The following is an 18,745-nucleotide window of genomic DNA, read 5'->3' on the forward strand; positions in this document are numbered from 1 at the left end:
TGCTGGCCCTCACGCCCGCCGTCAGCCCTCGCCGGTCTCCCTCCGGCCCCGTACGGCCGCCACCAGGGCGGCGGGGTCGCGGATCAGGGCGCGGCGGGGCACGCGGACCAGCTCGGCTCCCAGCGCCGCCGCCACCCGCCGTCCCGGGGCGCGCCGGCGGGTGGTGCTGACCACGGTGACCGGGACGGCGGGCATCGGCCGGCGGGCTCTCAGGAGACGCAGGCCGGCGGCCATGTCACGGCGCGCCAGCCACTCCGCCGCGACCGCGGCCGCCACCTGCCCGCGCCCGGCGCAGCGGCACCGGCCACGCCCGCACCGGCGATGCCCGCGCTCGCCTTCCCCGCTCCCCACACGCCCGCGCTCGCCTTCCCCGCTCCCTACACGCCCGCGTTCATCATCCGCGCTCCCCGCATGCCCGCGTTCGCCACCCTCGCTCCCCCCACGCCCCGACTCGCCGGGGCGGGGCCGGGCGGGCGGGACGGGGGTGTGGAGCCGGTCCAGGGCCGGGGCGGCGAGCCGGGCGAGGGCGGCGGCGCCCCACGTGCCGCCCAGCGCGGGCAGCCAGCGGGCCGCCTCCCGTCCCGTGGCCGACGTGCCGCGCGCGCCCCGCACGCCGGGCTCCGGGTCCACGAGCACGAGCCCGGCCACCCGCAGGGGATGCAGCCGGGCGAACGCCTCCGCGTGCCAGGCGGCCTGCCCGTGGGCGACCACGGTGACGCGTTCGGGATGCGCGGGGGCGAGCGCGGCCAGCCGGGCGGCCTCGCCGTACAGGGTGGGCGGCCCGGAGGACGCCGCGCCGCAAGCCCCCAGGCTCGCGGCGCACGCGTCCGCGCCCAGACCGGGACGGTCGAAGCGGGTCACCCGGTGCCCGCGCGCCAGCGCCCGCGTCAGCCGGTCCCAGGGCAGCCAGGCCCCTCCGAGGCCGCCCGTGAGGATCACGGCGGGCCCGGTCCCGTGCCGCACCACGCGGGGCGGCGCGCCGGGGCGCTCCGGCCCGGGGCGTACGAGCAGCCTGAGCGCCGCGTACACGAGCCAGCCGGCCAGGAGCGCCGCCTGGAGGCGCTGCACGGCCCCCGCGCCCGCCGGAAGCGCCAGGAGGCCGGGATCGAGCCCGAGGACGGCCCGAGCGAGCGACGGGACAGCCGCCGGAGCGCCTGCGGGAAGCGCGAAGGGCGAGGCGAACGCGTCAGCGGCCGGCGTGAAAGGCAAGGCGGACGCGTCCGCGGCCGCCGTGAAGGGCGAGGTGCCCGCGGCAAGCGCGAGTGCGGCGGACGGCGTGAGGGCGGGGCCGCCGGGGAGGAGCACGGTCATGAGCGTGGTGGCGCCGGTCGAGACCGCTCCCACGAGGGCGGTGGCGCCCAGGGAGGCGCCCGCGAGCAGGGCGGCGGGCCAGGTGTGCCAGCGCAGGCTCAGCAGCACCATGGCGGCCACGCCGCACGCCTCCGACGGCGCCTGCGCCACGGCGTGGACGTGGTGGGCCAGCGACCGCGCCCGGTGCGCGCACGACGGGTCGCTCAGCACCGCGCAGTCCAGCGGGAACACCCCTCCCGCCAGCGCGAGCGCGGCGAAGACGGCCAGCGCCAGCCAGCCGGCCCCCTCACGGGCCGTACGGGGCACAAGCGCCACGCCCGCCAGGCAGGCCAGGCCGGCGAGCGCGTCGGTGGCCCGGAACAGGCGCGTCCACGGCTGGTCGCGGGCGGCCAGCTCGCTCACGTAGCCGCCGGCGCCGCTCAGGGCCGGGGTGGTGAACTGCCCGGTCACCCAGGCGCTGGCGAGTACGGCGGCCACGATGAACGCAGAAGCCGCAAATACCGACAATTGTCGCTTCACGTGACGATTACATCACTCTCCGTATCAAGCGCCATGAACCGCCCCCAGCGCGAGCCCGTGTCCACATCCGGACACCCACCGGCGGCAACCTTGCGTGATGACAGGACGTCCATCCGTTACCACCCTCGAAGACGACCCCAGGAGGAATCGGAATGGCGAACATCGGGCGTCGCTCGGCATTACGGCTGGTCGCGGCGGCATCGGTGGCCGCGGTGAGCGGCCTGGCCGTCACCGCTCGCCCCGCCCTGGCCGCGCAACACCTGTGGGGCACCTGCACCCGCTGCAGAGTCCTCTGGTTCACCGGCAACGGCACGCGAGGCGGCTGCCCGGCGGGCGACATCCTCGACGGCGGGCATCACCACTTCGGAATCGACTGGATGGTGAAGACCGTCGAGGACGGCGGCGCCGGGCAGCCCGGCTGGCGATGGTGCGCGTGGTGCCAGGCGCTCTGGTTCAACGGCGGCACCGGCGGAAGCGCCTGCCCCTCCTCCAGGATCTCCGCGCACTCGCCCATCGGGCCCGTGGTGGTGGGCCAGCCGACCGCCGTCTCGGGCGAATACGTCCTGGAGGACATCACCAACCGGGACCGGCCCGGCGGGTTCTCGGGCTGGCGGTGGTGCTTCAAGTGCTCAGGGCTGTGGGACGCCACCAGTAACAGCCTGTACACCGGCAACGTCTGCCCCCGCGACCGGCAGCCGCACAGCCTCGCAGGAAGCGGCGACTACCTCCTGCGCCGCTTCGGCAGCACCCGATGACCCCCGTGGTCACGGGCGGGCGCCGGGCGCGGCTCAGAGGCCGGGGGCGCCCCAGACCGGGAACCAGCGGCTGAGATCAGGCTCCAGCGGGAGCTCGCCGGCGAGCACGCCGCGCGCCTGGAGTTCGAGCGCGTTGTCGCGCCGCTGCCCCGGCAGCGGCGCGAAGGGGTAGAACGTGCCGCGCTTGTACAGGTACACGATCGACAGCCGCCGCCCGTCCTCCCCGGCGAGCGCCACGATCGAGCACAGCAGCGACGGGCCGAACCCGGCGCCCTCCAGTGTGGAGTTGACCGCGTGCAGCTCCGTCACCAGGTCGCCCACCGCCTCCGGCGGGCGCCGGACCAGCAGCCACGTGTAGCCGTAGCTGTCGTCCGACTCCTCGACGCGGTCGCCGAGCAGCGCCTTGGCGTCGCGTTCGGCCTGCGCGAAGGCGCCGCCCTCCGCCGCGCGGAAGGCGACCGAGCCCGTCCCGGTCGCCTTGAGCCCGGTGGCCGCCTCCAGGGTCACCAGGGCGGACGGCAGCGCGAACAGCGCGTCGAGGTTCGGCCTGACCGGTTTCGAACGGCCGAGCAGCGCGTCCAGCCAGCCCACGCTCATCCCCTCCCGAGCTGGGCGGAGATCTCCGACAGCTGCCGGAGCCGGCGCTCCAGCGGCGGGTGCGTGGAGAACAGGTTCGCCAGCGTGGCGCCGGGCGCCGCGGCCGGGGCGAAGTAGAAGGCGTTGAACGGCGCGGCCTCCCGCAGGTCGCGGGTCGGGATCCGGGCCATCTCGCCGCTGATCTTGACGAGCGCGCTGGCCAGCTCCGACGGCCGCTGCGTGAGCAGGGCGCCGGCCCGGTCCGCGGACAGCTCGCGGTAGCGCGACAGGGCCCGGGTGAGCAGGAAGCTCACCGCGTACACCACGACGGAGACCACCATGACGATCAGCCCGATCGGCAGGCCGCCCTGCCCGTCGGAGCGGCGCGCGCCCAGCCCGCTGTAGAGGGCGAAGCGCGTCATGAGACCCGCGACGAGGCCGAGGAACGAGGCGATCGTCATGACGGCCACGTCGCGGTGGGCGACGTGCGAGAGCTCGTGGGCCAGCACCCCCTCGAGCTCCCGCGCGTCCAGCCGGCGCAGGATGCCCGTCGTCACGCAGACGACGGCGTGCTTCTGATCGCGACCGGTGGCGAACGCGTTGGGGACGTCGGAGTCCGCGATGGCCACCCGCGGCTTGGGCATGTCGGCCATGGCGCACAGCCGGTCGATCAGGCCGTGCAGTTCGGGAGCCTCCCGTGGCGACACCTCGCGCCCGCCCATCCCGTACAGCGCGATGCGGTCGGACAGGAAGTACTGCGCCAGCAGCAGGCCCCCGGCGATCAGCAGCACCGTCAGCGCCCGGACCCCCAGGGCGACGAGGGCGCCGACGAACACCACATAGAGCAGCCCGAGCAGGAACATCGTCACGACCATGCGACTGGTCAGACCGCGGTCGGGCGCGAACCGCGTGCGCACGGCTCAGCCCGGGATGAGGCCCTGGTCGCCCAGCATCTCCCGGACCTCCTCGATCGAGGCGTCCGCGGGGGGAAGGATCAGCTCTGACGGCTCAAGGCTGTCGTCGGGCAGCGCCTTGCCCACCTGGCGCACCTTGTCGAGGAGCGCGTGGAGCTTGACGCGGAAGGCGGCCTCGTCTCCGGACTCGATCGCCGACTCCAGCTCGCCGTCCAGCTCGTTGAGCACGGCGATGTCGTCGGACGAGATCTCGACCTGGCCCTCGCCCATGATCCTGACGATCATGCGCCCTCCCCCGGCTGACGGAACTGCTGCGTGTGCTGCTGCGGCTGGGCCTGCTGCTGCGGCTGGGGCTGCGCCTGCTGCTGCGGGGCGCCCTTCTCGATCGCGCTCTGCGGCGCGGGGCCCTGGCCGAGCTCGGCCTTCATGCGGGCCAGCTCCAGCTCGACGTCCATGCCGCCGCCCATGCGGTCGAGCTCGGCCTGGATGTCGTCGCCGCGGGTGCCGCTGAAGTCGTCGAGCGCGCCGCTGGCCAGCAGCTCGTCGATGGCGCCGGCGCGGGCCTGCATCTGCGCGGTCTTGTCCTCGGCCCGCTGGATGGCCAGGCCGACGTCGCCCATCTCCTCGGAGATGCCGGAGAACGCCTCGTTGATGCGCGTCTGCGCCTCGGCGGCGGTGTAGGTCGCCTTGATGGTCTCCTTCTTCGTGCGGAAGGAGTCGACCTTGGCCTGCAGCCGCTGGGAGGCCAGCGTGAGCTTCTCCTCCTCGGCCTGCAGGTTGTCGTGCTGGACCTTCAAGTCGGCCATCTGGGTCTGCAGCCCGGCCCGGCGCTCCAGCGCGGTGCGGGCGAGGTCCTCGCGGCCGACGGACAGCGCCTTGCGGCCCTGCTCCTCATATCGCCTGGCCTGCTGCTCCAGGCCGTTGATCTGCAGCTCGACCCGCTTGCGGGAGGTGGCGACGTCGGCCACGCCCCTGCGCACCTTCTGCAGCAGCTCGAGCTGCCGCTGGTAGGAGTAGTCGAGGGTCTCGCGTGGATCCTCCATCTTGTCCAGGGCCTTGTTGGCCTTGGACTTGAAGATCATCGAAAGTCTCTTCATCACGCTCATGCGCGTCGGCCGTCCCCTTCTTAGGTCGTGCTGGTGGTCACCCAGTGCAGCGCAGCCGCCCTGGGATTACCCTACGCATAACGCACGAGGGCGTCACTAAGTTGCAGTCCAGGTAGGGTTGACGTCGTGTTGCGACGCCGTTCCCAAACCTCCGTGGACGACACTCCCGTCCCCGCTGACGATCCTAAGCCTCAGGGCAAGGGTCGTCCCACACCCAAGCGCCGAGACGCCGAAGGCAGGCGGCGCCAGCCGGTCAGCGCTCCGAAGGACCGCAAGGAGGCCTACCGGCAGATGCGGGCCAAGCAGGCCGCGGAGCGCGACCGGGCCCGCAAGGGCATGCTCGCGGGAGACGAGCGCTACCTCCCGGCGCGCGACAAGGGCCCGGCCCGCAAGTTCGCCCGCGACTGGGTCGACTCGCGACGGCTGCCGAGCCAGTACTTCCTGCCGTTCTCGCTGCTGATCCTGCTGGCGACGTGGATCCCGTGGCCGATCCAGGTGCGGGGCCTGATCCTCGGCTACGTCATCACGATCGGCTGGCCGGTCATGATGATCGGCGTCGTGGCCACCTCGCTCTACGTGGCCTGGAAGGTCAAGAAGCTGGGCGCGGAGAAGCTGCCGAACGAGAGCATGCGCGGCGTCGGGTTCTACGCGGCGATGCGCGCCCTGCAGATCCGCAAGCTCCGCTTCCCGCCGCCCACCGTGGCGCCGGGCGGCAAGCCGGTCCCGCCCAAGAAGTAGGGCCCCGAAGGCGGCGCGGGTTCGGAGCCTACTCCCAGGTGAGCACGCCGTCGGCGACGCGTGGCCGCCACTCCCCCAGCCGGCCCCGCTCCAGGCCGTCGGCCATGGCCCTCAGCAGCCCGTAGTACGACCTGACCCGCAGGCCGCCGGGCCGGGTCGACGTGGGCTCGTCGCCGATCTCGAAGACGGAGCCGGCGTCCTCGGCGGAGACGAGCAGCGTCCCCTCCACCTGGCTCCCGACCGGGATCAGCTTGTTGTCCCAGTCCTGCCCCGGCAGGATCCCGCCGCCGTCGCGGCAGTACTGCCGCCACAGGAGGCGGATCTCCCGCACGCTGAACATCCGCTCGCCCAGCAGCCCGAAACCCGCCGCCCCGTCGTGGCGCAGGAGGGAGGCGCGCAGGGCGTCGGGGAACTCCACGCCCATGCGCGCCTCCGCGAGCGCGATCCGCCCGGGCCTGCCCCGGGCGCCGAGCGTCGCGTACGTCCGCGGCGCGTTCCGCTTCAGCCACCGCTCGATGCGCCGCCACTGGCCGTTGACGGCCCGCCGGACGCGCGGGTCGATCGGCCGCGCCAGCGCCGGACGCGCGGGGGGACGGCAGACCAGGTCCGAGGGGGCGAGGAGCTCGGGGCTCGGGGACGCGCCGACGGGAGTCGTGGGCGGCGCGGTGGCCGGGGGCGGCGTGCCGGCCGGCGACGGGGTGTCCGCCGGCGACGAGGCGGCCAGCATCGACCGTTCGGGCGCCGGTGAGGGCGTGGGCTCCGGCGAGGCGGCGGGCGTCAGGAACGCGGCGGCCACCAGCACCGCGACCGCCACGACCGCCACGGCGGTGAGCACGAGCGGCGTGATCCGCCCGGAACGCCGGGACCGCCCGCTCCCGGCCGGCCCCACCGCGGTGTGATCAGGCGTCTGACCAGGGTTTTCCTGGCGCGCCCTGCGGCGCAGCCGTACGGCGATCGCGGTCAGGATCGCCGCGGTCAGCGCCGTCCGTACGAGCTTCAGCACGTCGCGCACCCTATCCCGAATCAGGTCACATCACGTGACCGCCTAGGGTCGAGGGCATGGAATTCCGTCACCTCGGCCGCAGCGGTCTCATGGTCAGCGAGATCAGCTACGGCAACTGGCTCACCCACGGCTCCCAGGTCGAGGAAGAGGCCGCCAAGCAGTGTGTGCAGGCCGCTCTCGACGAGGGCGTCACCACGTTCGACACCGCCGACGTGTACGCCGGCACCAAGGCCGAGGAGGTCCTCGGCCGGGCGCTGAAGGGCGTGCGCCGCGAGTCGCTGGAGATCTTCACCAAGGTCTACTGGCCCACCGGACCGGGCCAGAACGACCGGGGCCTGTCCCGCAAGCACATCACCGAGTCGATCCACGGGTCCCTGCGCCGCCTGCAGACCGACTACGTCGACCTCTACCAGGCGCACCGCTTCGACCACGAGACGCCGCTCGAGGAGACCCTGAAGACGTTCGACGACCTCGTACGGCAGGGCAAGGTCCTCTACGTCGGCGTCAGCGAGTGGAGCGCCGACCAGATCGCCCGGGCGCTGAAGATCGCCGACGAGATGGGCTTCGACCGGATCGTGTCCAGCCAGCCGCAGTACTCCATGCTGTGGCGGGTCATCGAGGGCGAGGTCGTGCCGCTGTGCGAGCGCGAGGGCATCGGCCAGATCGTCTGGTCGCCGATCGCGCAGGGCGTGCTCACCGGCAAGTACCTGCCCGGCCAGCAGCCGCCGGAGGGCTCCCGCGCCACCGACCCCAGCGGCAGCGGCATGATCGCCCGGTTCATGAACGACGACGTGCTCTCCCGCGTCCAGGAGCTCAAGCCGATCGCGGACGACCTCGGGCTCAGCATGGCGCAGCTCGCCGTGGCGTGGGTGCTGCAGAACCCGAACGTGTCCAGCGCGATCATCGGCGCCTCCCGGCCCGAGCAGGTGCGCGACAACGTCAAGGCGGCGGGCGTCAAGCTCGACGCCGAGGTGCTCAAGCGGATCGACGACGTCCTCGGCTCCGTGGTCGAGCGCGACCCGGGCAAGACCGCCAGCCCCGCCAAGCGCCCCTGACCGGCGGGCCGGCGTCCCCTCGCCCATGAGGGTCCCCGGCCCTCGGCCTCCGGCACGACGAGACCCCTTGAGCCCGTGACCGCGGCTCAAGGGGTCTCGCTCGTCAGCGGGGCTTCCGTGGTCGGTCAGGAGGCCCGGAAGCTGATCGGTCGTCCGTCATTCCGTCATCGTCGTCATTCCGTCATGGGGATGCCGGTCGTCACTCGGCGCGCAAGGACAGGCCCTGGTACTCGACACGGTCCTCGTCGAGCAGGGCGACCTGCTCGACACCGGACTCGAGCAGGTCACGCCAGTTCTCGCCGAGCCAGGACTCCGCGTCGGCCTGGCTGGGGAAGACCTCTCGCGGCAACGGGCGGTCCGTCACCTCACCGCCATGCGCGTTCTCGTAACGCCACCGCCATGTCATGCCATACGCTCCTTTTCCGCGGGTTCGCCGGCGCACCCTCCGGCGGCACTGGCACCCTACTCCCGCGCCCCGTCACGGGGCCTCACGCCGCACACACCGTCCGCACACCCCCGTGCCCCGGGCTTGGGGGACTCCGGCGCTCCGGGCGCGTACGCTCGGCGCGGTGAAGGTCTTTCTCCCTGGTACGGCGGGCGGCACGGGCTGGCCGGAGCCGGGCTGCCGGTGCGCCTCCTGCCGCCGCCTGCCCGCCGGACGGCGCCGGCCGTTCGAGATGGTGGTGGACGGCGTCGCGCGCCTGCCGTTCCTCGCCCCGCCGCCCGGCTACCGCGCCTTCGCGGGCGGCCACGGCCTGGAGGGCCCCGACGGCACGCGCGTCCTGCGCGTCCCGCCCGGCGCGTACCCGGACGGCGTGGAGGGGCGCTGCGACCTTCTCCTGATCGACCTGCTCGACCGGCCGGAGCGGCTCGGCCTGCTGCGGCGGGACGGTGTCGCCGACCGGGACACCCTCGTGGTGGCGGTCGGGCTCGACCATCGGGCGCGTTCCGAGGAGGAGCTGGCCCGGCGGCTGTCCCTGTGGGGCGCGCACGCCGTCCCGGACGGCACGACCCTCGACACGGCCTCCCCCGCGGCGCTCCCCCTCACCCGGCGCCCGCCGGAGAAGGGGCCCTGGAGGGAGTTGGTGCTGGGCGGGTCGCGTTCGGGGAAGTCGGCCGAGGCGGAGATCCGGCTGGCCGGCGAGCCGTACGTCACCTATGTCGCCACGGGCCCGGGAGGCGAGGGGGACGCCGAGTGGGCGGCCCGGATCGACGCGCATCGGGAGCGCAGGCCGGCGCACTGGGCGACGCTGGAGACGACGGACCTGGCGGGGGTCGTCCGCGACGCCACCACGCCCCTGCTGGTGGACGGGCTCGGCACGTGGCTGGCGGCGGTGTTCGACGAGCACGCCGCCTGGGAGGGCGACCGGGCCGCGGTGTGGCGGCGGTGCGACGAGCTCGTGGCCGCCTGGCGCGGCGCGGGGCGGCGGATCGTGGCGGTGTCGGACGAGGTGGGCATGGGCGTGGTGCCCGCCACGCCGAGCGGGCGGGCCTTCAGGGACGCCCTGGGCCGCCTCAACGAGCGCCTGGCCGCCGAGTCGGAGGACGTCGCCCTCGTGGTCGCCGGTCGGGTCCTTCCCCTGCCCTGACGTCCCGTGCCCCGCGAGGGGGCGGGCCCTCGGCGACGACGGGTCCGGGCGGATGGAGGGAGCAGGGGCGGATGGGGGTCAGGGACGGATGGCGCGGCCGTACCAGCGGCCGTCGAGGCGGTCGACGTGGAGGGCGCGGCCGAAGCACTCGGACAGGTTGCCGGACGTGAGCACCTCGGAGACCGGCCCCGCCGCCAGGACGCGGGCGTCGCGCATGAGCATGGCGTGCGTGGTGGTCGCGGGGATCTCCTCCAGGTGGTGCGTCACCGTGATCGTGGTGAGCACCGGCCGCGTGGCCGCCAGGTCCTCGACGGCGGTGATCAGGTCCTCGCGGGCGGGCAGGTCGAGTCCGGCGAACGGCTCGTCCAGCAGCAGCACCGCCGGGTCGGACATGAGCGACCTGGCCACCCGGACGCGGGCCCGCTCGCCCTGGGAGCACACCCGGAACGGCCGGTCGGCCAGGTCCTTGCAGCCGAGGTCGGCCAGCAGGCGCAGCGCGCGGTCGCGCTCGGCGTCGCCGTACTGCTCCCACAGCGGGGCGCTCGTCCCGGTGTGGCCGGTGAGCACCACGGTGAGCGCGGTCGCCCCTTCCTCCTCCAGGAGATCCTCGTCGACCAGGCGCTGGCTGGCCGCGACCAGGCCGATGTGGCGGCGCAGGGAGCGCAGGTCGACCCGGCCGAGGCGGTGGCCGAGCACGCTGACCGCGCCCTCGGTCGGATGCCTTACGGCGGCGGCCAGCGACAGCAGCGTCGTCTTCCCCGCCCCGTTGGGGCCGAGGATCGCCCAGTGCTCGCCGTACTCCACCCGCCAGTCGACGCCGCTCAGCAGCGTCTTGCCGACGACCCGGACCGCTACGCCTTCGAGTTGAACCACGTGCATCCGCTCACCCTAACGGCCGTACCATCGACCGTTATGCGGCTTCGCGGGGGATCGCCCGGCTCGTCGGCGGCCGGGGCGGGCCGGACGGACGGGCTCCGGCTGGCCGTGGGCATGCTGACGATCTTCCCGGTACGCGTCGATCGGGTGGATCGGCGGACCGCGGGCGCGGCCATGCTCGCGGCGCCGGCGGTGGGGCTGGCGCTGGGGCTCGTGGCGTGCCTGCCGCTCCTGCTCCCGGGGCCGCCGCTGCTGGGGGCCGTGCTGGCCGTGGGGGCGCTGGCCGTGCTGACGCGCGGGCTGCACCTGGACGGGCTGGCGGACCTGGCCGACGGGCTGGGCAGCGGCAAGCCCGCCGACCAGGCGCTCGACATCATGAAAAAGTCGGACATCGGGCCGTTCGGGGTGATGACGTTGGTCATCACGCTGCTCGCCCAGATCGCCGCGCTGGCGGCGGCCGGGCCGTACGCGCTGGTGACCGCCTGCGTGACGGGGCGGCTCGCGCTCGTGTGGGCCTGCCGGTCCGGGGTGCCCGCCGCGCGGCCCGGCGGGCTCGGGGCGACCGTGGCCGGCACGGTACGGCCGGCGACCGCCTGGCTGGTGACCGCGGCGGCGCTGATCGTCGCCACGCTCGCCGGGATCGTCCTCGCCCCCTGGACACCCGCCTTCCGGACGCCGCCCGTGACCGCTCTTACCGGCTGGACGCGCGCCCCCGTCGACCTGTCCGCCACCGGCCTTCCCGGCTGGACGTCCGCGGTCGTCGTGGCGCCCGTGGCCATGGCGGCGGGGCTGGGGGCCGCGCTGCTGCTCCTGCGCCGGGCCCGGCGGCGGCTGGGCGGCGTCACCGGGGACGTGCTCGGGGCGCTGGTGGAGACGGCGGCCACCACCGCCCTGGTGGTGTGGGCCATGGTGGTCTGAACGCCGCGGGGGCCGCCCGCGTCAGCCCGCGTCAGCCCGCGTCAGCCCGCGTCAGCCCGCGGAGGGGCTCTCGGCGGGTTCGGGCCGCGGCACGGGGAAGTACGGGGGCCGCGGGGCCCGTACCGGGAAGAAGCGGAGCAGCACCACCGCCGTCACGGCCAGCACCGCCCACCCGGCCAGCCCCGTGAACCCGGCCACGACCGGATCGGGCGGCGCGGCCGCGTCGCCGAGCAGCAGCACGACACCCGTCACCGCGTTCACCGAGCCGTGGGCCACCACGGCCGGCCACACGCTGCCCGAGCGCAGCCGCAACCAGCCGAACACCACCCCGGCCAGGACGCAGAACCCCACGAAGTACAGGGCGGCCCAGGGGCCGAGGCGGGGGTAGTTGTAGCCGAGCAGCGTGAGCGGGGCGTGCCAGAGCCCCCAGACGACACCGGAGAGCGCCAGCCCGGCGACCGTGCCCCGCGCGGCCACGAGCCGCGGCGCGAGCCAGCCGCGCCAGCCCCACTCCTCGCCCAGCGCCGGCACCGCGTTGAGCAGCGGGCCGACCAGCATCGCGATCATGATCTGGACGACCACCACCGTGGACAGCCCGCCCGGCACCTGTACTCCCTGGGCCCGCAGCCCCTGCTGGAACAGGCTGAACCGGGTCAGGTCCAGCGAGACCAGTCCCAGGGCGGCGCTCAACGCGATCGACACCGCGACGAGCAGCGGCACGCCGAACCAGGCGAGCAGCACCAGCAGGACGGTGCGGCCGGGCCGCTCCCCCAGCGTCAGCCCGGTCTCCCGGGCGAACCGCCGGAACGGCGGCCGTCCCGGCGCGGCCTCCGCGCCAGGGCCCGCGCCGGCCCCTGCGGCGTAGCCCGAGCCGGGGCCCGTACCCGTGCCCGCGTCCACGCCGGGGCCCGCGTCCGTGCCGGAGCCCGCGGCGCGGCCCGTCAGCAGCCACACCGCCAGCACGCCCACGCTGGGCGTGAACATCATCACCATCCCCCACACCTGTGTCATGGGCGAGGCGAGGCCGCCCGCCAGCCACACGGGCAGCGCCGCCACCCACGCCAGCCCGAACGCGACGACCAGGAACACCGGCAGGGGCCTCATGCGCTCACCCGCGTCGCGAGCAGGGCGTTGATCAGGGACGCGGCGCGCTCGGCGTCGTCGACGCTGATCGCGAGCCGCCCGCCCGAGCGGTAGCCGATCACGAGGCACTCCCCGCCCCGCAGCATGATGGTGGCGTCGCCCGGCAGGCCGCGGAAGCCCCACCCGCCGACCTCGACGGGGCTGCGCGTCTCGGTCCACGCGTGCTGGACGCGCTCCAGGGGGATCCTGCGCACCGGCCAGCCGAACGGCCCGAACCCGATCGCGAGCCCGTCCTCGGTGACCCGGGCCGTGAGCGACGAGGTGAACAGGCCCGCGACCAGCACGATCGCCAGCCCGGGAGACGCGTCGGCCGCGGTCTCGTCCCTGACCAGTCCGAGTCCCCACATCAGGAGGAGCAGGCACAGCCCCGCCCCCGCCGCGACGGTCATCCCGGACAGCCACCGGTTGCCGGCGCGGCCGACCCACACGGCGCGCTGCCCCGGCCGCAGCCGCAGCTCCGGAGGCACGGGAGCCTCGCCGCCGCTCCCATCCGTCGCGCCGCGGCGCAGGCGGGCGGCCAGCAGGGCCGCCGCCACGGCCGCGGCGAGCACCGCGGCCGCCTGCCAGCCGGGCAGGCGCGCCTCGGTCCAGGAGGGGGCGTCCAGGTTCGCCAGCAGGGTGGTGGCGCCCATCCCGAGGAAGAGCGCCGAGGAGCCGGCCAGGGCGCCCCACCAGCCGGCGCGGGCCCTCCGGCGCCCGGAGACGGCCGGGACCATGACGAGGAGCGTCACCCAGACGGCGGTCCAGAGCGCCACGTCCGTCGTCGCGGACGCCGCGAGCGGCATCGAGCGGTCCGGGCCCAGGCCGAGACCCCAGTGGACGGCGATCGGGTCGGGCAGCCGGCCGCGCAGGACGAGCGGTCCGCCGGCGAGCGCGACCGACACCGTGAGCCCCCAGAGCGCGGCGGTCCGGCGCGAGGGCGTCGCGAGGGTCGGGGTCGTCGTGCCGGGGTTCATGGCAGCTCCTTCAGGATGGTGATGAGGTCCTCTCGGCGGTATCCGTGCCTCTGGGCGTCCTCCAACAGCTCGCGCGTCCGCTGGACGAGCAGCGCGCGGCCCCCGGCGGCGCCGGCGACGCTGACGCCCCGCCCCCGCCGGAACTCCAGCAGGCCCTCGTCGCGCAGGTCGCGCAGGGCGCGCAGCACCGTGTTGGTGTTGATGCCGAGCGCCTGGGCCAGCTCGCGGGCCGGCGGCAGCCGGTCGCCGGCCGCGTAGGAGCCCTCGCCGATGGCCCGGCGGACGGCCGCCGCCACCTGTTCGTGCAGGGGGCGGGCGTCGTTGAGATCGAGCGTGAGCAGCATGGTGCCAATAAAACTAGCACCATTCCGTCAACCGGTCATTGGTAGGATGAACCCCTGTTTGTGAGTACCTCGGAACCCTCGATAGAGTCGGTTTACGTGACCACTGTGCGGCTGAACTCAGCAGATCCAGTCTCTTTCGACACCGACGCGCTGATCGTCGGGTTCCGGTCCGGCTCCGAGGCCCCCCTCCCCGCCACGGGCGCAGAGGCACTCGACGCCGCCTTCGGGGGCAAGCTCGCCGCCTCCCTCACCGCCGCCGGGTTCGCCGGCAAGCCGGGCGAGATCGCCAAGGTCCCCACCTTCGGCGCCATCACCGCCCCGCTGCTGGTCGCGGTCGGTCTGGGCGACAAGAACGACGCCGAGACCCTGCGCCGCGCCGCCGGCGCCGCCGCCCGCTCCCTCGCCGGCACCGCCCGCGCCGCGATCGCGCTGCCCGCCGGGTCCGCCGCCGACGCCGAGGCCGTCGCCCTCGGCGCCCTGCTCGGCGCGTACGGCTTCAGCCGCTACCGCACCGGCGCCGACGCCAAGGAGCCCGTGGCCGAGCTGGACGTGCTGTCCCCGCTCGGCGGCGAGGAGGCCGCCGGGATCACCGAGCGGGCCACCGCGCTCGCCGAGTCCGTGTCGCTCGTGCGCGACCTGGTCAACACCCCGCCCTCCGACCTCTGGCCGGCCAAGTTCGCCGAGATCGCCGAGCAGGCCGCCGCCAAGGCCGGCCTGTCGGTCGAGGTGCTCGACGAGAAGCAGCTCAAGGACGGCGGCTACGGCGGCCTCATCGGCGTCGGCCAGGGCTCGGCCAACCCGCCCCGGCTCGTCCGCCTGTCCTACACCCACCCCGAGGCCGCCAAGACGCTGGCCTTCGTCGGCAAGGGCATCACCTTCGACTCCGGCGGCCTGTCGCTCAAGCCGTCCGCGTCCATGGACTGGATGAAGTCCGACATGGGAGGCGCGGCCGCCGTTTTCGGCGCGGTACTCGGCATCGCCCGCCTCGGCGTCCCGGTCAACGCCGTCGGCTACCTCTGCCTGGCCGAGAATTTGCCGAGCGGCACCGCGCAGCGCCCCTCCGACGTCATCCACAGCTACAGCGGCAAGACCGTCGAGGTGCTCGACACCGACGCCGAGGGCCGCCTGGTGCTCATGGACGGCCTCGCCCGCGCCGCCGAGGACTCCCCCGACCTGATCGTCGACGTGGCCACCCTCACCGGCGCGCAGATCGTCGCCCTGGGCTGGCGCACCGCCGGCGTCATGTCCAACGACGACGCCGTCAGGGAGCTCGTCGTCGAGGCCGCGACCGCCGCCGGCGAGGGCGCCTGGGGCATGCCGCTGCCCGAGGAGCTGCGCAAGGGCCTCGACTCGCCGATCGCCGACCTCGCCAACCTCCACCCCGAGCGCTGGGGCGGCATGCTGACCGCGGGCATCTTCCTCAAGGAGTTCGTGCCCGACGGGGTGCGCTGGGCGCACATCGACATGGCCGGCCCCGCCTTCAACAAGGGCGAGCCGTACGGCTACATCCCCAAGGGCGGCACGGGCGCCATCACCCGCACCTTGATCGGACTCGCCGAGCGGCACGCGAGCATCTGAAACAAATGAAAAGATGACGGCATCACGAACACCCCGACAAGGAGCCTTCCTGTGGCCTACGACATCGTCGTCCTAGGTGGCGGCAGCGGCGGCTATGCCTGCGCGCTGAGGGCTGCCGAGCTGGGCAAGTCCGTCGCCCTGATCGAGAAGGACAAGATCGGCGGCACCTGCCTCCACCGGGGATGCATCCCCACCAAGGCTCTGCTGCACTCCGCCGAGGTCGCCGACGAGACCCGCGAGAGCGAGACGTTCGGCGTCAAGGCGCGCTTCGACGGCATCGACGTCCCCGGCGTCCACGCGTTCAAGGACAAGATCGTCACCCGCGCCTGGAAGGGCGTGCAGGGCCTGCTCAAGGCCGCGGGCGTGACGATCGTCGAGGGCGAGGGCCGCCTCGTCGGGGAGCGGGCGATCCAGGTCGGCTCGGAGGTGTACGAGGGGGCCGGCGTCGTCCTGGCCACCGGCTCCGCGCCGAAGTCGCTGCCCGGTCTGGAGATCGACGGCGAGCGGATCATCACCAGCGAGCACGTGCTGACCATGGACCACGTCCCCGCGTCCGTCGTGGTGCTGGGCGGCGGCGTGATCGGCGTCGAGCTGGCCAGCGTCTACCGCTCCTTCGGCGCCGAGGTGACGATCGTCGAGGCGCTGCCCCACCTGCTGCCCACCGAGGAGGAGTCCAGCTCCAAGCTGCTGGAGCGGGCCTTCCGCCGTCGCGGCATCAAGTACGAGCTCGGCGTCTTCTTCGACGGCGCCAAGACCACCGACACGGGCGTCGTGGTCACCCTGGCCAACGGCAAGACGCTCGACGCCGAGGTGCTGCTCGTCGCGGTCGGCCGCGGCGCGGTGTCGGCCGGCATGGGCTTCGAGGAGGCCGGCATCGCGATCGAGCGCGGCGCCGTCGTGGTCGACGAGCACTGCCGCACCTCGGTCCCCGGCGTCTACGCGATCGGCGACCTCATCCCCACCCTGCAGCTGGCGCACGCCGGCTTCGCCGAGGGCATCATGGTCGCCGAGCACATCGCCGGTCTCAACCCGCCGCCCATCGACTACGCCGGCGTCCCCCGCATCACCTACTCCGATCCCGAGGTCGCCTCGGTCGGCATCACGTCCGCGCAGGCCGCCGAGCGCGGCATCGAGATCGTCGAGCAGGTCTACGACCTCGCGGGCAACCCGAAGAGTCAGATTCTCGGCACCGCGGGAGCGGTCAAGGTCATCGCCCAGAAGGACGGGCCCGTCGTCGGCGTCCACATGGTGGGCCGCCGCATCGGCGAGCTCGTGACCGAGGGACAGCTGATCTACAACTGGGAGGCGCTGCCCGCAGAGGTCGCCCAGCTCATCCACGCACACCCGACCCAGTCCGAGGCCATGGGTGAGGCGATGCTGGCACTGGCCGGCAAGCCGCTGCACGTTCACAACTAGTCCAGCCCTCATCAGAACGCGAGAGAAGATAACGATGCCGGTCTCCGTACAGATGCCCCAGCTCGGCGAGAGCGTCACCGAGGGCACGGTCACCCGTTGGCTGAAGAAGGAGGGCGAGCGCGTCGAGGCCGACGAGCCGCTCCTCGAGGTGTCGACCGACAAGGTCGACACCGAGATCCCGTCGCCGTCCGCGGGCGTCATCACCAAGATCGTCGTCGCGGAGGACGAGACCGTCGAGGTCGGCGCCGAGCTGGCCATCATCGACGAGAACGGCCAGGCGGGCGGCGCCGCGCCCGCGCAGGAGGAGGCCCCGGCCCCCGCCGCGCAGCCCGAGCCGGAGCCCGCCCCGGCCTCGTCGATCCCGCAGCCCGCGCCGGCCCAGCAGGCCCCGCCGCAGCCGGCTCCGGCTCCGGCTCCGCAGGCCCAGCAGGCGCCGCCGGCTCCCGCCCCGGCCCCGGCCCCGGCCCCTGCGCCCGCTCCGGCCCCGGCTCCGCAGGCGCAGGCCCCGGCCGAGCCGGCCGCCGCTCCGTCCGGGGGCGAGAGCCCGTACGTGACGCCGCTGGTGCGCAAGCTCGCCAACGAGCACGGCGTCGACCTGGAGTCGGTCGCCGGCACCGGCGTCGGCGGCCGCATCCGCAAGCAGGACGTGCTGGAGGCCGCCAAGGCGCAGCGCGAGCAGGCCGCCCCGGCCCCGGCCCAGCCGGCCGCCGCCGCTCCGGCGCCCGCCGCGCAGGCCCCGGCCGCGGCATCGGTCAGCGCGGCTCCCGAGCCGGTCGAGGTCGACACCACGCTGCGCGGCCGCACCGAGAAGATGTCGCGCCTGCGGCAGACCATGTCCAAGCGGCTGGTCGAGTCGCTGCAGACGGCGGCCCAGCTCACCACGGTCGTCGAGGTCGACGTCACGAAGATCGCGCGGCTGCGCGACCAGGCCAAGGCGGAGTTCCTGCGCCGCGAGGGCGTGAAGCTGTCGTTCATGCCGTTCTTCGAGATGGCCGCCATCGAGGCGCTCAAGCAGCACCCCAAGCTCAACGCGACGATCAACAACGAGACCATGGAGGTCACGTACTTCGACGTCGAGCACCTGGGCATCGCGGTCGACACCGAGCGCGGCCTGATCGCGGCGGTCATCAAGAACGCCGGCGACCTCAACCTCGCCGGGCTGGCCCGCAAGACGGCCGACCTGGCCGAGCGCACCCGCGCCAACAAGGTGACGCCCGACGAGATCACCGGCGGCACGTTCACGCTGACCAACACCGGCAGCCGCGGCGCGCTGTTCGACACGCCGATCCTCAACCAGCCGCAGGTCGGCATGCTGGGCACCGGGGCCGTCGTCAAGCGTCCCGTGGTGGTCGACACGCCGGAGGGCGAGGTCATCGCGGTCCGCTCGATGGTGTACCTGGCGCTGACGTACGACCACCGCCTGGTCGACGGGGCCGACGCGGCCCGCTTCCTCACCACGGTCAAGCGCCGCCTCGAAGAGGGGCGCTTCGAGGCGCAGCTCGGCCTCGCGTGATTTCTTCGTAGCGGCCCGGGCGGGCTCTCCGCCCGGGCCTCTTTTTTGTTCTTTGGGGTTACGGCACAGCCGAGCCGGCCGCCACCCGCCGCACGGGGCTCAGGGCCTCCAGGAAGACGGCCGCTGACCGGATGGTGGCGGGCCGCCGTGACGCCGCACTCTTGACCGTCACCGTGGTCACCCCCGGCCCCGGAAGACGGCCCCCCTCGCTGACCCGGAACACCACACGGGCCTGACCCCCGGCAGCCCTCCCACGCCCTGAAGACAGCCCCCCACGGGCCGGAGGATCGCACGGCCCTCCCCTGCGCGGCTCACGCCACCCCCGGAAGACGGCCACTTCCGCTGACCCGGAACACCACACGGGCCTGAGCCTCGGCAGCCCTCCCGCGCCCCGAAGGCAGCCGCCCCCACGGGGCCGGAGGATCGCACGGTGCG

At 74.2% G+C, this 18,745-nt stretch carries 19 protein-coding genes; 8 read left to right on the forward strand and 11 right to left on the reverse strand.

Annotated elements, in window-relative coordinates:
• Positions 1-21: 21 nt before the first annotated feature.
• A complete protein-coding gene (locus HTZ77_RS08260; protein WP_175588874.1) occupies positions 22-1,830 on the reverse strand; it encodes an alpha/beta fold hydrolase in 1,809 nt (602 codons plus the stop codon).
• A 152-nt stretch (positions 1,831-1,982) separates the two neighbouring features.
• On the opposite strand from HTZ77_RS08260, the gene HTZ77_RS08265 reads away from it, so the two are divergent.
• Positions 1,983-2,585: a hypothetical protein gene (locus HTZ77_RS08265; RefSeq protein WP_175588875.1), complete on the forward strand. Its 603-nt coding sequence runs from the start codon at positions 1,983-1,985 to the stop codon at positions 2,583-2,585.
• A 33-nt stretch (positions 2,586-2,618) separates the two neighbouring features.
• Here HTZ77_RS08265 and pspAB read toward each other — a convergent pair whose 3' ends face one another.
• Genes pspAB through HTZ77_RS08285 form a run of 4 tightly spaced genes read right to left on the reverse strand, consistent with a single transcriptional unit; the run spans position 2,619 to position 5,181 of the window.
• The gene (gene pspAB, locus HTZ77_RS08270; RefSeq protein ID WP_175589167.1) at positions 2,619-3,176 is read right to left on the reverse strand and encodes a PspA-associated protein PspAB; all 558 of its coding nucleotides are present in this window, start codon (positions 3,174-3,176) and stop codon (positions 2,619-2,621) included.
• Between the two features lie 2 nt (positions 3,177-3,178).
• Entirely contained in the window at positions 3,179-4,078 is a 900-nt protein-coding gene (htpX, locus tag HTZ77_RS08275; RefSeq protein WP_175588876.1) for a zinc metalloprotease HtpX, read from the reverse strand.
• Positions 4,079-4,081: 3 nt separating this feature from the next.
• A complete protein-coding gene (gene pspAA, locus HTZ77_RS08280; RefSeq protein WP_175588877.1) occupies positions 4,082-4,360 on the reverse strand; it encodes a PspA-associated protein PspAA in 279 nt (92 codons plus the stop codon).
• Positions 4,357-5,181 carry a PspA/IM30 family protein gene (locus HTZ77_RS08285; RefSeq protein WP_175588878.1) on the reverse strand — a complete coding sequence of 275 codons (825 nt, stop codon included), beginning with the start codon at positions 5,179-5,181 and terminating at the stop codon, positions 4,357-4,359. The genes pspAA and HTZ77_RS08285 overlap by 4 nt, the downstream gene beginning before the upstream one ends.
• Before the next feature lie 153 nt (positions 5,182-5,334).
• Between HTZ77_RS08285 and HTZ77_RS08290 the strand changes: the two genes are divergently transcribed.
• Positions 5,335-5,919 carry a DUF3043 domain-containing protein gene (locus HTZ77_RS08290; protein ID WP_328808486.1) on the forward strand — a complete coding sequence of 195 codons (585 nt, stop codon included), beginning with the start codon at positions 5,335-5,337 and terminating at the stop codon, positions 5,917-5,919.
• A 28-nt stretch (positions 5,920-5,947) separates the two neighbouring features.
• Here the strand turns inward: HTZ77_RS08290 and HTZ77_RS08295 are convergent, their stop codons facing one another.
• Positions 5,948-6,922: an SMI1/KNR4 family protein gene (locus tag HTZ77_RS08295; RefSeq protein ID WP_175588879.1), complete on the reverse strand. Its 975-nt coding sequence runs from the start codon at positions 6,920-6,922 to the stop codon at positions 5,948-5,950.
• A 56-nt stretch (positions 6,923-6,978) separates the two neighbouring features.
• On the opposite strand from HTZ77_RS08295, the gene HTZ77_RS08300 reads away from it, so the two are divergent.
• Positions 6,979-7,977: an aldo/keto reductase family protein gene (locus HTZ77_RS08300; RefSeq protein WP_175588880.1), complete on the forward strand. Its 999-nt coding sequence runs from the start codon at positions 6,979-6,981 to the stop codon at positions 7,975-7,977.
• Between the two features lie 199 nt (positions 7,978-8,176).
• Here the strand turns inward: HTZ77_RS08300 and HTZ77_RS08305 are convergent, their stop codons facing one another.
• Positions 8,177-8,383, reverse strand: coding sequence for a hypothetical protein (locus tag HTZ77_RS08305; protein ID WP_175588881.1), 207 nt, complete (start codon positions 8,381-8,383; stop codon positions 8,177-8,179).
• Between the two features lie 163 nt (positions 8,384-8,546).
• On the opposite strand from HTZ77_RS08305, the gene HTZ77_RS08310 reads away from it, so the two are divergent.
• Positions 8,547-9,566 (forward strand): bifunctional adenosylcobinamide kinase/adenosylcobinamide-phosphate guanylyltransferase, encoded by a 1,020-nt coding sequence (locus HTZ77_RS08310; RefSeq protein ID WP_328808487.1) that lies wholly within the window; start codon positions 8,547-8,549, stop codon positions 9,564-9,566.
• Positions 9,567-9,644: 78 nt separating this feature from the next.
• On the opposite strand, the gene HTZ77_RS08315 is transcribed toward HTZ77_RS08310, so the two are convergent.
• On the reverse strand, positions 9,645-10,445 hold the full coding sequence (locus HTZ77_RS08315; RefSeq protein WP_175588883.1) for an ABC transporter ATP-binding protein: 801 nt from the start codon (positions 10,443-10,445) through the stop codon (positions 9,645-9,647).
• Positions 10,446-10,478: 33 nt separating this feature from the next.
• Between HTZ77_RS08315 and HTZ77_RS08320 the strand changes: the two genes are divergently transcribed.
• Positions 10,479-11,360 carry an adenosylcobinamide-GDP ribazoletransferase gene (locus HTZ77_RS08320; RefSeq protein ID WP_175588884.1) on the forward strand — a complete coding sequence of 294 codons (882 nt, stop codon included), beginning with the start codon at positions 10,479-10,481 and terminating at the stop codon, positions 11,358-11,360.
• Positions 11,361-11,411: 51 nt separating this feature from the next.
• Here HTZ77_RS08320 and HTZ77_RS08325 read toward each other — a convergent pair whose 3' ends face one another.
• The 3 genes from HTZ77_RS08325 to HTZ77_RS08335 are packed head-to-tail and all read right to left on the reverse strand — an operon-like array spanning position 11,412 to position 13,803.
• Complete coding sequence (locus tag HTZ77_RS08325) at positions 11,412-12,464, reverse strand: CPBP family intramembrane glutamic endopeptidase (RefSeq protein ID WP_235994450.1); 1,053 nt, start codon at positions 12,462-12,464, stop codon at positions 11,412-11,414.
• Entirely contained in the window at positions 12,461-13,459 is a 999-nt protein-coding gene (locus HTZ77_RS08330) for an SdpI family protein (RefSeq protein ID WP_175588885.1), read from the reverse strand. The genes HTZ77_RS08325 and HTZ77_RS08330 overlap by 4 nt, the downstream gene beginning before the upstream one ends.
• Positions 13,456-13,803: a GntR family transcriptional regulator gene (locus HTZ77_RS08335; protein WP_175588886.1), complete on the reverse strand. Its 348-nt coding sequence runs from the start codon at positions 13,801-13,803 to the stop codon at positions 13,456-13,458. Before HTZ77_RS08335 ends, HTZ77_RS08330 begins: the two co-directional genes overlap by 4 nt.
• A gap of 96 nt (positions 13,804-13,899) precedes the next feature.
• Between HTZ77_RS08335 and HTZ77_RS08340 the strand changes: the two genes are divergently transcribed.
• Genes HTZ77_RS08340 through sucB form a run of 3 tightly spaced genes read left to right on the forward strand, consistent with a single transcriptional unit; the run spans position 13,900 to position 18,310 of the window.
• The gene (locus HTZ77_RS08340; protein ID WP_175588887.1) at positions 13,900-15,381 is read left to right on the forward strand and encodes a leucyl aminopeptidase; all 1,482 of its coding nucleotides are present in this window, start codon (positions 13,900-13,902) and stop codon (positions 15,379-15,381) included.
• 51 nt (positions 15,382-15,432) lie between these two features.
• The gene (gene lpdA, locus HTZ77_RS08345) at positions 15,433-16,797 is read left to right on the forward strand and encodes a dihydrolipoyl dehydrogenase (RefSeq protein WP_175588888.1); all 1,365 of its coding nucleotides are present in this window, start codon (positions 15,433-15,435) and stop codon (positions 16,795-16,797) included.
• Between the two features lie 34 nt (positions 16,798-16,831).
• Positions 16,832-18,310, forward strand: coding sequence for a 2-oxoglutarate dehydrogenase, E2 component, dihydrolipoamide succinyltransferase (gene sucB, locus HTZ77_RS08350; protein ID WP_175588889.1), 1,479 nt, complete (start codon positions 16,832-16,834; stop codon positions 18,308-18,310).
• Positions 18,311-18,745: the final 435 nt, after the last annotated feature.

Source organism: Nonomuraea montanisoli (genome assembly GCF_013363975.1).
Lineage (GTDB): Bacteria > Actinomycetota > Actinomycetes > Streptosporangiales > Streptosporangiaceae > Nonomuraea > Nonomuraea montanisoli.